This is a genomic window from Enterobacter cloacae complex sp. P15RS, from assembly GCF_014895905.1.
Lineage (GTDB): Bacteria > Pseudomonadota > Gammaproteobacteria > Enterobacterales > Enterobacteriaceae > Enterobacter > Enterobacter quasihormaechei.
This window is the reverse complement of sequence record NZ_JADBQL010000022.1, coordinates 78,037-90,927: the sequence shown is the minus strand read 5'-3', so window position 1 is coordinate 90,927 and position 12,891 is coordinate 78,037. Positions and strand designations below refer to the sequence as shown.

Sequence of the window (12,891 nt, the reverse complement as noted above, 5' to 3'; positions counted from 1 at the left end):
TAGAGGATGAGTGGTTGAAAATGAAGCGAAGAGGGGCGAAATGCAGGGGATCTTTACGTTGGCTTACGTTCGGGGGGATTTTGCGCCGGGTGGCGCTGCGCTTACCCGGCCTACGATTCAGTAGGCCCGATAAGCGAAGCGCCATCGGGCAATGCTTAGTTACGGAACGGGTTAGAACCGCTGCTTGCAGGTGCCGTGCTACGCGCGGCCGCTGGCTGCGCTGCTGGCATGCTGCCGTTAGCGTTGAAGTTATCAACCGCGGCATCCTGCTCTGGATTTTCCGGCGCGACGCTGTCAGGCGACGTGGAAACCGGTTTACCCAGCGTGCTGTTCAGCATTTGCAGATCCTGCTCGTTCAGCGTACCCAGAGCCTGCTTGATGTTCAGCTGGTTAATCAGGTACTGGTAACGTGCGCTGGAGAGCTGCTGCTTAGCGTTATACAGCGTGGTCGTTGCGTCTAACACGTCAACGATGGTACGCGTACCGACGGAGTAGCCCGCTTCCATCGCGTCCAGAGAGCTTTGCGCAGAGACAACGGCCTGTTTGTAGGCGTTGATGCTGCTGATAGACGCGTTCACGTTATTAAAGGAAGAACGCACGGTTTGCACCACGTTGCGGTGCGCGCTTTCCAGCTGCTCGCTTGCGCCAACAAAGTTGTACTGCGCCTGTTTAACCTGGGAGTTAACCATCCCGCCCTGGTACAGCGGCAGGGAGAAGCTCAGGCCCACTTTGTTCTGACCAATGTTATTGTCGTCATAGGCCTGAGACGTCGTTTTAGAGCCGCTGTAGCTGGTATCCGATACGCCGGTCGAGGCGCTCAGGCTCAGGGTTGGCAGGTGGCCGTCCTGTGCAAGGCGGATCTGCTCGCGTGCCAGATCCTGGCTCAGGCGTGCCTGCAACAGGGTCAGGTTGCGGTTTTCCGCTTCTTTCAGCAGGGCGTTTACCGCCTGCGGTTTGTCCGTCTTGAAGCTGTCCACGTTCAGAGAGGCCAGCTCAGGATAGTAGTTACCGGTGACCTGGCGCAGAGCTTCAAGCGCGTTATCGAGGTTGTTACGTGCGGTCACTTCGTTAGCCAGTACGGTATCGTACTGTGAACGGGCGTTCTGCACGTCAGTGATCGCAACCAGACCCACGTTGAAACGCTGGGTAGTCTGATCTAACTGACGGTAAATCGCCTGTTTCTGCGCTTCAGTGTAGGAAAGGGCGTCAATCGCGCTCAGTACCTGGAAATACGCGGTCGCGGTATTCAGGATCAGCGTTTGCTGATCGGTCTGATAGGTGACATCCTGAATGCCCGCACTCTTTTCCTGCAAACTCAGTTCACGCCATTTGGACATATCGAACAGAGTCTGTGTAAGCTGTAAAGAGGCGCTGGTGGCATTCGAGTCGATGCCGTTGTTATCGCGAAAACCGTTAGTGTAGGTATAATCTGCACCTAAGCCTAACTGCGGCAGCAGTGGGCTACGTGCTTCGTTAATCTTTTCAAACGCAGCATCACGATCGGCCGCTGATTTACGTAAATCAGGGTTGCCCAGACGTGCCTGCTGGTAGACCTGTAACAGGTTCTCTGCCTGGCTCATTGCACTGAAGCCCGTCAGGCTCAGGCCGATAAGGATGGGGAGCAATTTCTTCATTTGCATTCCTTGTTGTGAAGCAGTATTAGCGCTGATCTAATTAAAAATAATTGCCGATTCTAACAGAATCATCCACACCAAAAGGTTGGCGTAACGTGCCATCTGGCGGTAATTTGCTCCAATCTACCATATAGCCATACAAACGGCAGCCAAACAGCCTTGAAATTCACAATTTCATCACCATTGCTACCAGGACTTGACCGATGCAAAAACCAGAAAACGTGCCTGTCACCTTCGCCAAAAACGATGTAGAAATTATTGCACGAGAAACGCTTTATAGCGGTTTTTTTTCAATGGAACTTTACCGTTTCAGGCATCGTCTGTTTAACGGTGAAATGAGCGGTGAGATCAAACGCGAAATTTTTGAGCGCGGGCATGCGGCTGTGTTGCTACCCTTTGACCCAGTGCGTGATGAAGTTGTGCTGGTCGAGCAGGTTCGCATTGCGGCTTATGATACCAGCGAAACCCCGTGGCTGCTGGAAATGGTGGCCGGGATGATTGAAGAAGGTGAGTCGGTCGAGGACGTCGCTCGCCGCGAGGCGCTGGAAGAAGCGGGCCTGGTGGTGGGGCGGACGAAACCGGTGTTGAGCTACCTGGCAAGCCCGGGCGGCACAACGGAACGTTCATCTATTATGGTGGGCGAAGTGGACGCCACGACGGCGGAAGGGATCCACGGTCTGGCAGATGAAAACGAAGATATTCGGGTTCATGTGGTGAGTCGGGAGCAGGCTTACCAATGGGTAGAAGAGGGGAAAATCGACAACGCAGCGTCTGTCATTGCCCTGCAATGGCTGCAACTGCACTATCAGAGTTTACGAAACGAGTGGAAAAAATGAAGCGCTATACGCCTGACTTCCCAGAAATGATGCGCCTGTGCGAAACCAATTTTGCACAGCTGCGCCGCCTGCTGCCGCGAAACGACGCACCCGGCGAAACGGTGAGCTATCAGGTGAGCAACGCCCAGTATCGGTTAACGATAACAGAATCAACGCGCTACACTACGCTGGTGGAAATTGAGCAAACGGCGCCGAAAATCAGCTACTGGAGCCTGCCGTCGATGACGGTACGTCTTTATCACGATGCGATGGTCGCTGAAGTGTGTTCAAGCCAGCAGATCTTTCGCTTCAAAGCGCGGTATGATTACCCGAATAAAAAGTTGCATCAACGCGACGAAAAGCATCAAATTAACCAGTTTTTAGCCGACTGGCTAAGATATTGTTTAGCACATGGAGCAATGGCGATTCCGGTTTGTTAGCGTCATAAACCTACCTAAGGACACCATTTGGAAAGCCTGTTGAACCTGACTGTTGCTGGTGGGGCGCCAGTCAGGATATTACAAATCACCGACACCCACCTTTTTGCCGAAAAGCATGAGACGCTGCTGGGCGTGAACACCTGGGAGAGTTATCAGGCGGTGCTTAGCGCAATTCATGCTGAAAACCGGCCATGCGATCTGATCGTCGCGACGGGCGATCTGGCGCAGGATCAATCTTCCGCAGCCTATCAGCATTTCGCTGAAGGGATTGCGAGCTTTAGCGTGCCTTGCGTCTGGCTACCCGGCAACCACGATTTTCAGCCCGCCATGTACAGTTCGCTTCAGGACGCGGGGATTTCACCGGCAAAATGTGTCTTTGTGGGGGACCAGTGGCAAATTCTGCTCCTCGACAGCCAGGTGTTTGGCGTTCCGCACGGTGAGTTGAGCGACTATCAGCTTGACTGGCTGGAGACAAAACTGGCCGCCGAGCCGGATCGCAATACGCTGCTGCTACTGCATCATCATCCGCTGCCGGCGGGCTGTAGCTGGCTCGATCAGCACAGCTTACGCAATTCAGCGGCGCTGGACAGCGTGCTGGCGAAATTCCCGCGCGTGAAGCATTTGCTGTGCGGGCACATTCACCAGGAGCAGGATCTCGACTGGAACGGTCGCCGCCTGCTCGCGACGCCATCCACCTGCGTGCAGTTTAAGCCGCATTGCGCCAACTTCACGCTGGATACCATCGCGCCGGGCTGGCGCTGGCTGGAACTGCATGCCGACGGCACGCTGACCACCGAAGTTTGCCGTCTGGCCGGGGCTGAATTCCGCCCGGATACCGCTTCAGAAGGCTACTGATGTCAACGCTCCTTTACCTCCATGGGTTCAACAGTTCACCGCGTTCCGCAAAGGCGACGCAGTTTCGCCAGTGGCTGAGCGAACATCATCCGCACGTGGAGATGATTATTCCGCAGCTGCCCCCCTATCCGGCGGATGCGGCAGAGATGCTGGAATCGATTGTGCTTGAACACGGCGGCGAATCGTTTGGCGTTGTCGGGTCGTCGCTCGGCGGCTACTACGCCACCTGGCTGTCGCAGTGCTTTATGTTGCCCGCTGTCGTCGTCAACCCGGCGGTCCGGCCATTTGAGCTGTTAAGGGACTTTCTCGGTGAAAACGAGAACCCCTACACCGGCCAACAATATGTGCTAGAGTCACGCCATATTTACGATCTCAAAGTTATGCAGGTCGACCCGCTTGAAGCGCCCGATCTTATCTGGCTGCTGCAACAGACGGGAGATGAAGTGCTGGATTACCGCCAGGCAGTGGCGTATTACGCATCCTGCCGCCAGACTGTAGAGGAGGGCGGAAACCATGCTTTCACGGGCTTTGAAGATCATTTCACCCAGATTGTCGATTTTCTTGGACTGCACAGCCACTGACAATCAATGCGAATTGCTAGTTTAAATCATGACGCAAACCTATAACGCTGATGCCATTGAGGTACTCACCGGGCTTGAGCCGGTTCGCCGCCGCCCGGGGATGTACACCGATACGACGCGCCCAAACCACCTGGGCCAGGAAGTAATTGATAACAGTGTGGACGAAGCGCTGGCAGGCCATGCCAAACGCGTGGACGTTATCCTGCACGCCGATCAGTCGCTGGAAGTCATCGACGACGGCCGCGGCATGCCGGTGGATATTCACCCGGAAGAGGGCGTCCCTGCCGTTGAGCTGATTCTCTGTCGTCTGCACGCGGGCGGTAAGTTCTCCAACAAAAACTACCAGTTCTCCGGCGGTTTGCACGGCGTGGGGATCTCCGTGGTTAACGCCCTGTCGAAGCGCGTGGAAGTGAACGTCCGTCGCGACGGTCAGGTCTATAACATCGCGTTTGAAAACGGCGAAAAGGTGCAGGATTTGCAGGTCGTCGGGACGTGCGGTAAGCGCAACACCGGCACCAGCGTCCACTTCTGGCCTGACGAAAGCTTCTTCGACAGCCCACGTTTTTCCGTTTCTCGCCTGTCGCACCTGCTAAAAGCCAAAGCGGTGCTGTGTCCCGGCGTGGAAATTACCTTTAAGGATCACGTTAACAACACCGAGCAGAGCTGGCGCTACGAAAAGGGTCTCAACGACTACCTGAGCGAAGCGGTTAACGGCCTGCCGACCCTGCCAGAAAAACCGTTCGTCGGTAATTTCGAAGGCGACACCGAGGCGGTGGACTGGGCGCTGCTGTGGCTGCCGGAAGGCGGCGAGCTGCTGACCGAAAGCTACGTCAACCTGATCCCAACCATGCTCGGCGGTACGCACGTTAACGGCCTGCGTCAGGGCCTGCTGGATGCGATGCGCGAGTTCTGCGAATACCGCAACATTCTGCCGCGCGGCGTGAAGCTTTCCGCAGAAGATATCTGGGACCGCTGCGCCTACGTGCTTTCCGTGAAGATGCAGGATCCGCAGTTTGCCGGTCAGACTAAAGAGCGTCTGTCGTCGCGCCAGTGCGCGGCGTTCGTTTCCGGCGTGGTGAAAGATGCGTTTACCCTGTGGCTGAACCAGAACGTTCAGGCTGCTGAGATGCTGGCTGAAATGGCCATCTCCAGCGCCCAGCGTCGTCTGCGCGCGGCGAAGAAAGTGGTGCGTAAAAAGCTGACCAGCGGCCCCGCGCTGCCGGGCAAGCTGGCGGACTGTACCGCGCAGGATCTCAACCGCACCGAGCTGTTCCTCGTGGAAGGGGACTCGGCGGGCGGATCGGCCAAGCAGGCGCGCGATCGTGAATATCAGGCGATCATGCCGCTCAAGGGTAAGATCCTGAACACCTGGGAAGTCTCGTCCGATGAAGTGCTGGCCTCGCAGGAAGTGCACGACATCTCCGTGGCGATCGGCATCGATCCGGACAGCGACGATCTGAGCCAGCTGCGCTACGGCAAGATCTGCATTCTCGCGGATGCGGACTCCGATGGGCTGCACATCGCCACGCTGCTCTGTGCGCTGTTCGTTAAGCACTTCCGCACGCTGGTGAAAAACGGTCACGTCCACGTGGCGCTGCCGCCGCTGTACCGTATCGACCTCGGCAAAGAAGTTTACTATGCGCTGACGGAAGAAGAGAAAGCGGGCGTGCTGGAGCAGCTCAAACGCAAGAAGGGCAAACCGAACGTGCAGCGCTTTAAGGGGCTGGGCGAGATGAACCCGATGCAGCTGCGTGAAACCACGCTGGATCCGAACACCCGCCGTCTGGTGCAGCTGACCATCAGCGACGAAGACGAACAGCAAACCAACGCCGTGATGGACATGCTGCTGGCCAAGAAACGTTCTGAAGACCGACGTAACTGGCTACAGGAGAAAGGCGATATGGCGGATATTGAAGCCTGATGTACTGGCCCTCAGCCTCCCAGGCGGCTGAGGGATCGCCGGGCACCGGGGCATTGCTCCATAATCCCGTCAGCGAAACGCTGTCTTTTCCGGTTTCAAAAAACGCAGATTAACAATTGCGCCGTCGGTGGGGACGGTCTCCAGCTCATTCACATCCATATCGGTCCCTTCAGGCAGGCTGAGGCTGTCAACCGTGATGCGGTTTACTCGCCAGGGGGTGAGGTAACTCACCAGCAGATCGCCCTCTGCGTTGGTGGTCGAACCGAACTGGTTATAAAATCCAATCTTCGCCGAACCTGGCACCTGAACCAGTGCCGCAGTGCTTCCCAGCGTCTGGCCCAGGACAACCCCCTCCTGATATAACAGCACGCTGCCGCTGACGTCACCATGATAATCACGTTGCGTGCCGCTGCGGGTCATACTGACGTTCAGCTCCCCGCTGTTGTACTGATAGCCGATACTGCTTTTCAGGGCATCGTTCCCGTGTTCGCTATGCTCCGCCGTCACGTCATAACGCAGGCTATAATCCTCCAGCAGCGAGCCATTGACGTTGATTCCATGGGTATTCTTGTTTCGGCTGGCGAGGTCAGAAACCAGTCCCACATTGGTAAAATGGCTTCCAATGCTGAAGGGGATGCTGATGTTAAACCCCAGCGTTGATTCAGGGGCAGAGTCGCCGTAGCGGTCATAGCCGCCATAAAGCGAAAAATCGACGTCCTCCCAGCTGGCGTCAAGGCTCAGGGTGAGGCTGTTACTGCCCGCCTCGCGAGCGCGTGATTTCAGCCAGCGCCACGAGAGGCTCAGACTCGAGTTTTCATCGAAGTTTTGCGTCAGCTCAATCTGGCCCTCAAGGGCACGCTGGGTGGTGTCATCATCAAAACCCCAGGCCAGCACCGAGGCGCGGTTTAACCGCTCCTCAAGCGAACGATACTGGCTACCGCGCGGGTACCACTGAAGCTGGGCGTTAAGGCTGGTTTCGGTTTGAAAAAATGTTTTGGCATAACGCATTCGCCCGACGCTGCCGCTCAGCGCTTTGCCCTGCTGACGGTAACGGGCGTTACGTATATCCACAGACAACGCTCCCCATTTGCCCATATTGCCGCCCAAACCCACAACATGACTGAAGTAATTCTCGCCCTGCTGTATGCCACCAAAAACGGTAGCGCGCGGGGCGACGCCCCAGGAGAGCGTGCTCTGCCAGAAACGATCTCTATCCAGCTCCACGCCGTGAAAGGGTTTATAACGCCCGGCGACCAGCTCGTAACTGAACATTTTATACTGCACCAGATTGGGCATGATCGAGTACGGAATGGACCGGGTACGCTCGCTCCCGTCGCTCTCCTGAATCGTCAGCTCAAGGTTGCCCTGTAAATCTGGGGGATAAAAATCACGGATAACAAAGGGCCCCGGTGGGACGTGAATGCGATAGACGCGCTCGCCGTTCTGGCGAAGCGTGACTTCTGCTTCGCTGCGCGCATAGCCGTTAATCAGCGGCGAATAGGGCCGCCAGCTATCCGGGAACATCGCCTCATCGCTGGCCAGGGAAATCCCCCGATAGGACATACTGTCGAACAGGTTCGATGAGGTGTAACCGTCGCCAAGGTTAAGCCGGGAGCGCATAGAGGTGATACTGCGCCAGACAGAGGCTGAATTGCTGTAAGAGCCGTGCTGGCGGTCCGCCTCTCGCCAGAATGTATTCTGGTAGCGCATGCGCCATGGTCCGACGTTGAGGCCGTTTTCCAGCACGAGCGTTGCATCGGTGCCCGGCGTATCCCAACGGTACTGTGCACGTTGGTTATTGACGTCCAGCCGGTAGTTAACAAACAGGGCATTAATTCCATCATCCCAGCGGCTGGTACTGACCCCGTTTTGCTGCGGATTAAACGCCTCCTGGGGAAATAAAAGCGTGAGCAGGCTGGCATCCGGACGATACCAGGACTGGAGGTCGAAGGCGTTCGCCGAGTCGGCGCTCAGACATGCCCTGGTGTCCCAGTGAAGCCTGTCAAGCACGGAGGATTTTACGCCCCACTCTTCAAGGAGAGGACGCGTCAGGCAGGGTTTACCGGAGTGAAAATCCAGAAAGATTGAGCCTTTATAGTCGTTATTAAGAATAACCCATGTCTTTTCATTTGCAGACGCAGCGTTTGCTGTCAGTAACAGCACCATCACTCGAATTGCATGGTGGATCTGCATCTGCGTTAACATCGTGGGCAGCTTTTGCTGCCCACGATTAAGCTCGCTATGGCTTATTTATTGAGGGCAGCCAGCTCAGCACGAGCCTGATTCAGCTCCTGCTGAATTTCACGCAGATCGGCCTGTTTTTCTGCCAGTTTTCTCTGGTACTTGGCGATCTTCTTAGCATCACCCTTCGCTTTAGCTTCTGCCAGATCGGCCTGAACTTCAGCAACGTCGCCACGTTTTTCAGCCAGTTTTTTCTCCAGCTTACGCACGTCTTTCTGGGCATCAGCCAGAACGCTTGCGTTAGTACAGTGGGCTTTGACTTCTGCCAGGGCTTTTTTCAGGCCATTCACTTTGTAGATATTGCCGTACTGCTGGGCAATTTTGATCTCTTTTTCCAGCGCAGCGCTTTTAGCAGCACAGCTTTCAGCGGCATGTGCTGATGCTGTTGCGAACATACCAACAGCTGCAACGACAGACAGAACGGAAACTAATTTCTTCATAGTCTTTCTCCTTTGTTGATGTATTGCCTGAACGGATGCTCCGGCAATCTCCTGTGAACAAAAGAGTACTGCAACGCGGATAGCCAAAACGATGCAGACGCGTCCTCAACGCATGTAGGACGTGGATTAAGGTTGTCGTCCTGAATCGTACCAACGCTGTAACGCGGCGCGTAGCTGCTCAAGTTCAGCTAACAGCTGGTGGATCCCGTCGCGGTCCGGGTTGGCTTCCTGGGCTTCACAGCGGGCTATCAACGCGGGCACGCCCAGTAACGCCAGCCCGCCGCGCAGTTTGTGCAGCGTCTCATGCAGAGCGGTATCCGGCGTCACGAGCCAGGCGCGCAGGTGGGCAAGGGATTCATCAATGACCGAAATCTGGAGCGAAAGGAACAGGGGCAGGTTATCCCCTTCCAGCAATTCGGGCGGCAGGTTGCACGCTATTGACCCTTGCGAGCTTTCGGCAATCGGGGCTGATCCCTTCAGGGGAGCCAGCAGTTCCGCAAGCATAGTGAGGGTGATCGGCTTAAACAGACAGTGGCGCATACCGGCTTCTCTTGCCCTCTCCCGGACAACTTCCCGTGCGTCAGCGGTCGCGCCAAAGACCACAATGTCGGGGTAGTTCGTATGAATTATCTGTGCCAGCTCAAACCCACTCATGCCTGGCATATTGCAATCGGTGATCACCGCATCCGGTTGCGCATGCTGTAGTGCTTCCAGCGCAGAGGTTGAGCTGTCGGCGTCGAACGCGCGATGACCGAGCCAGCTCAGCTGCTGGCTGAGTACCATTCTGCCCACGGGATTATCATCGACAATCAAAACGCGCAGGGAGGGGCGAGAAAGCGGGGGCGCGGGCTGTATATCAGGAACATCCTGGCGTTCTGCCATTATCGGCAGCTTAAGGGAGACTGTGACCGTCGTTCCCTGTCCTGGCTCGCTGTGGATCGCTAAACTGCCGCCCATCATCATTGTTAACGTGCGGCAGATATAAAGGCCCAGCCCGCTCCCCTGTGCAACGTTAGGGGTGTTTCCCTGAGCGAAGGGCTGGAATAACCGCTGTTGGGTGGCCTCGTCGATACCTACCCCGGTATCGACGACCGTGATACGCAACAGCAGATAGCCCTCGTCACGTCCGTCGAGCTGCACGCTCAGCGTTATCTGTCCGCGTTCGGTGAATTTGATCGCGTTTCCGACGATGTTAACCAGAATCTGCCTGAAACGGCTGCGATCGACCAATACGTCCTCCCGCTGTTCGGCATCACGTTCCAGTACGAAGGCCAGCCCTTTTTGCGCCGCCATGCCTTCGAACAACATGGCGGGCTCCTCAATCAGCTTGCGCAGCGAGGAACGCTCGGGGCGAAGCACCAGACGGCCAGATTCGATACGCGACACATCCAGTATGTTGCCGATCAAATCCAGCAGGGCCTGGGCGGCATCCCACGCCACCTGCACGGACTGGCGGTTTTGCTGGGTATCGCCAGGGCGTTTCATCACGAGCTCCAGCATCCCCATGATGGCGCCGATCGGTGTGCGTATCTCGTGGCTCATGGTTGTCAGAAACACGCTTTTCGCACGGCTGGCGCGGTGCGCAAGTTTCCTGGATTGTCGCTGGGCCGAAATGATTTTCAGCATGCGCTGCTGATAGTGCAGATGGCGACGATAACCCCACGCGGCGGCGAGGCAGAGAAGGAACGCGATTGCCAGTCCGACGCTCACTACCGTGCTCAGCGCGACCTGTTTTGGTCCTGTCGACGTGAAGCTGTTACCCGCGTTTCCGCCACGGGTCAGGGCATGGAGATCCTCCGGCGGAATATTAATGAGCGCTTTATTGAGAATGGTGATCAAAGGCCAGGACTGGCGGGACGCCCCGAACGAAAATCGCATTGGGTCGATGTCGATGCTTCCCAGAATACGGAGCGCGGCATACTCTTTATTCGCCAGGAGCGTATTGGCGACGATCAGCGGCATGGCCATCATTTTGTCGTTACTGTGAACAATGCGGTTAAGCCCCTGTCGCCAGGTGTCGACCTTTTCCGTTTGGCCCCCGCTCTGCTTACGTAACCACTCTTCGGGCGACTGCCCGTCCAGGCTGAGTACGCCGGGACTCACCGCGCCAGGAACTGAGTGCGCTTGTCCGACCATCACCCAGGAGTTATAGAGCCAGGTGCGGGTGGTCAGTAAATCGGTGCGCCAGATATCCCCCTGCGTCACGCCTGCAACCAAATCCGATTTTCCCGCTTTTACCGACGCCAGGGCCGCCCTTTGGGTAGGAAAACGCTGGATAACAAAGGTAAACCCGGTGCGAAGCTGTAATGCGGTCAGGACATCGGCAATAATGCCACGCATCTTGCCGCCTTTATCAAAAAAGGCAATCGGTGGGTTATCCTCGGCCACTGCCACCCGTATACGTTTGTGCTCATCAATCCATTTATTCTCCAGCGACGTAAAGACCGGTTTCTGCTCGCTGAGTGAAAGCGGGATGCCGCCATTCCACCGACGGTGTATCTCTACGCTCGCACTTTCCGGTAACGCGGCCAGAAAGTTATTCAGCACCGTGATCCAGATGTGCATCTTTGGCATTGCCGCAAAGGAAAATCCTGACACGGGGAAGGGGGTGTCGAGAGGGCGAATAAGTAAGTTGCTGATGTTGGACTGGTTCACCAGATAGCGAGCGGTGACGCCATCGCAAAAGAAAAGGTCGATTTTTCGAAACGCGAGTGCTTCCAGCGCGTGGCGTGGTGAATAGAAGGGGACGATCTCCGCGTTCGGGTAGCGCTCCAGGACGCGTTGAGGATCGTAGCCCGGCGCGATGGCAATCTTTCTGACCGCATCATCCTGTGTGGCTTCGTTATTGACCACTTCAACGGCAGAATTTGGGCTGTAAGGGTGGCTCAGTATCAGCCCCTGATGATGCTGGTTATCGCTGGCCTGCGCGATGAAATCGGCTTCCCCTGCGCGTAACGCTTCCAGTGCAGCCTGATAGTTTGGGTAGCGAATCACCTCTATTTCGACGCCCAGGTTATCCGCCGCCAGACCGAGGAAATCGGCATTGATGCCACCGTAATCATTCAGGCCGGTGGTAATGTCATAGGGCGGCGACATCGGCAGCCAGACGGCCAGGCGGATCTTGCGGTGTTCACGCAGCCAGCGCCATTCGCTTGCGCTCAGCCCCGGGTCGGCAATCGTCTCCATGCTGCGGGAGAGAAGCTTAAGAGGCTCTTGCGCCGTCGCACCTTGAGCCATAAACGCGACGAGCAACAGCAGCAGTCCGCTAAGTATTCTCATTATCAGACTCTCTGAAGATCAGCGAAATGAGCTGATTGAGATCGTCGCAGCCGCATTTTTGCAGCATCCGGGTTTTGTAGGTGCTAATGGTTTTATTACTGAGCATCAGGAGATCGGCAATCTCTTTGTTACTCTTGCCCTGTTTCAGGTAATTGAGAACGGCCATTTCACGATCCGAGAAGCGGCTTGAGAGTGATTCAGGCGCATCGCTTTTTTCATTGACGCTGGCGGCTTTGAACAGCGTTCCTTCGGGAAAACATTGATAGCCCGTCATAATAAGCCGGCACAGTGGCTCAACGTTTTCCAGCGGCATATTTTTATTGATAAAGCCCTGCGCCCCGGCCTGGAGCGTTCTCAGCGCATATAACCCTGCTGACTGGCTGGTAAAGATCAGGATTTTAAGTTCCGGGAAGTGTTGTTTAATTCGGGGCAACAGGTCGAGGCCATCGGCGTGCTTAAGTTCGAGATCCAGAATTAATAAGTCCGGACGCTGCTGATGCAGCTGGGTCAGCAGTTTTTCACCTGTAGAGGTACTGACGACCATATCTCCGTGTTTCTCCAGCAGTACCTTTAAAGCAAAGCAAATTGCTGGATGATCGTCTGCAAGCAAAATCGAAATCATACTACCGCTTGTCCTTTTGGTGGCTTCACTGACTCCTTCTACCTGAGGGGCAATATAGTAATC

At 55.9% G+C, this 12,891-nt stretch carries 10 protein-coding genes; 5 read left to right on the top strand and 5 right to left on the bottom strand.

Annotated elements, in window-relative coordinates:
- Window positions 1–155: 155 nt before the first annotated feature.
- Window positions 156–1,634 carry an outer membrane channel protein TolC gene (gene tolC / locus IM267_RS14055; protein ID WP_063867721.1) on the bottom strand — a complete coding sequence of 493 codons (1,479 nt, stop codon included), beginning with the start codon at window positions 1,632–1,634 and terminating at the stop codon, window positions 156–158.
- 203 nt (window positions 1,635–1,837) lie between these two features.
- On the opposite strand from tolC, the gene nudF reads away from it, so the two are divergent.
- From nudF to parE, 5 genes are read left to right on the top strand one after another with little or no spacing between them, the layout of a single operon-like run.
- Window positions 1,838–2,470 carry an ADP-ribose diphosphatase gene (nudF, locus tag IM267_RS14050; RefSeq protein WP_102751121.1) on the top strand — a complete coding sequence of 211 codons (633 nt, stop codon included), beginning with the start codon at window positions 1,838–1,840 and terminating at the stop codon, window positions 2,468–2,470.
- A complete protein-coding gene (locus tag IM267_RS14045; RefSeq protein ID WP_063451153.1) occupies window positions 2,467–2,889 on the top strand; it encodes a DUF1249 family protein in 423 nt (140 codons plus the stop codon). Before nudF ends, IM267_RS14045 begins: the two co-directional genes overlap by 4 nt.
- 27 nt (window positions 2,890–2,916) lie before the next feature.
- Window positions 2,917–3,744 carry a 3',5'-cyclic-AMP phosphodiesterase gene (gene cpdA, locus IM267_RS14040; protein WP_063867725.1) on the top strand — a complete coding sequence of 276 codons (828 nt, stop codon included), beginning with the start codon at window positions 2,917–2,919 and terminating at the stop codon, window positions 3,742–3,744.
- A complete protein-coding gene (yqiA, locus tag IM267_RS14035) occupies window positions 3,744–4,325 on the top strand; it encodes an esterase YqiA (RefSeq protein ID WP_023306967.1) in 582 nt (193 codons plus the stop codon). The genes cpdA and yqiA overlap by 1 nt, the downstream gene beginning before the upstream one ends.
- Before the next feature lie 28 nt (window positions 4,326–4,353).
- On the top strand, window positions 4,354–6,246 hold the full coding sequence (gene parE, locus IM267_RS14030) for a DNA topoisomerase IV subunit B (RefSeq protein WP_063451156.1): 1,893 nt from the start codon (window positions 4,354–4,356) through the stop codon (window positions 6,244–6,246).
- A gap of 69 nt (window positions 6,247–6,315) precedes the next feature.
- Here parE and IM267_RS14025 read toward each other — a convergent pair whose 3' ends face one another.
- The 4 genes from IM267_RS14025 to IM267_RS14010 form a co-directional block, all read right to left on the bottom strand.
- Window positions 6,316–8,451, bottom strand: coding sequence for a fimbria/pilus outer membrane usher protein (locus IM267_RS14025; protein ID WP_226848086.1), 2,136 nt, complete (start codon window positions 8,449–8,451; stop codon window positions 6,316–6,318).
- Between the two features lie 41 nt (window positions 8,452–8,492).
- Window positions 8,493–8,927: a DUF1090 domain-containing protein gene (locus tag IM267_RS14020; protein WP_063451158.1), complete on the bottom strand. Its 435-nt coding sequence runs from the start codon at window positions 8,925–8,927 to the stop codon at window positions 8,493–8,495.
- Between the two features lie 126 nt (window positions 8,928–9,053).
- Complete coding sequence (locus IM267_RS14015; protein ID WP_193033618.1) at window positions 9,054–12,206, bottom strand: transporter substrate-binding domain-containing protein; 3,153 nt, start codon at window positions 12,204–12,206, stop codon at window positions 9,054–9,056.
- A complete protein-coding gene (locus IM267_RS14010) occupies window positions 12,193–12,828 on the bottom strand; it encodes a response regulator transcription factor (protein WP_193033617.1) in 636 nt (211 codons plus the stop codon). The genes IM267_RS14015 and IM267_RS14010 overlap by 14 nt, the downstream gene beginning before the upstream one ends.
- Window positions 12,829–12,891: the final 63 nt, after the last annotated feature.

What these genes read in the sequence shown, in the direction of transcription:
- tolC (WP_063867721.1), bottom strand. Translation starts at nt 1,634, where the DNA reads ATGAAGAAATTGCTCCCCATCCTTATCGGCCTGAGCCTGACGGGCTTC.
- IM267_RS14045 (WP_063451153.1), top strand. Translation starts at nt 2,467, where the DNA reads ATGAAGCGCTATACGCCTGACTTCCCAGAAATGATGCGCCTGTGCGAA.
- IM267_RS14020 (WP_063451158.1), bottom strand. Translation starts at nt 8,927, where the DNA reads ATGAAGAAATTAGTTTCCGTTCTGTCTGTCGTTGCAGCTGTTGGTATG.
- IM267_RS14015 (WP_193033618.1), bottom strand. Translation starts at nt 12,206, where the DNA reads ATGAGAATACTTAGCGGACTGCTGCTGTTGCTCGTCGCGTTTATGGCT.
- IM267_RS14010 (WP_193033617.1), bottom strand. Translation starts at nt 12,828, where the DNA reads ATGATTTCGATTTTGCTTGCAGACGATCATCCAGCAATTTGCTTTGCT.
- nudF (WP_102751121.1), top strand. Translation starts at nt 1,838, where the DNA reads ATGCAAAAACCAGAAAACGTGCCTGTCACCTTCGCCAAAAACGATGTA.
- IM267_RS14025 (WP_226848086.1), bottom strand. Translation starts at nt 8,451, where the DNA reads ATGTTAACGCAGATGCAGATCCACCATGCAATTCGAGTGATGGTGCTG.
- yqiA (WP_023306967.1), top strand. Translation starts at nt 3,744, where the DNA reads ATGTCAACGCTCCTTTACCTCCATGGGTTCAACAGTTCACCGCGTTCC.
- parE (WP_063451156.1), top strand. Translation starts at nt 4,354, where the DNA reads ATGACGCAAACCTATAACGCTGATGCCATTGAGGTACTCACCGGGCTT.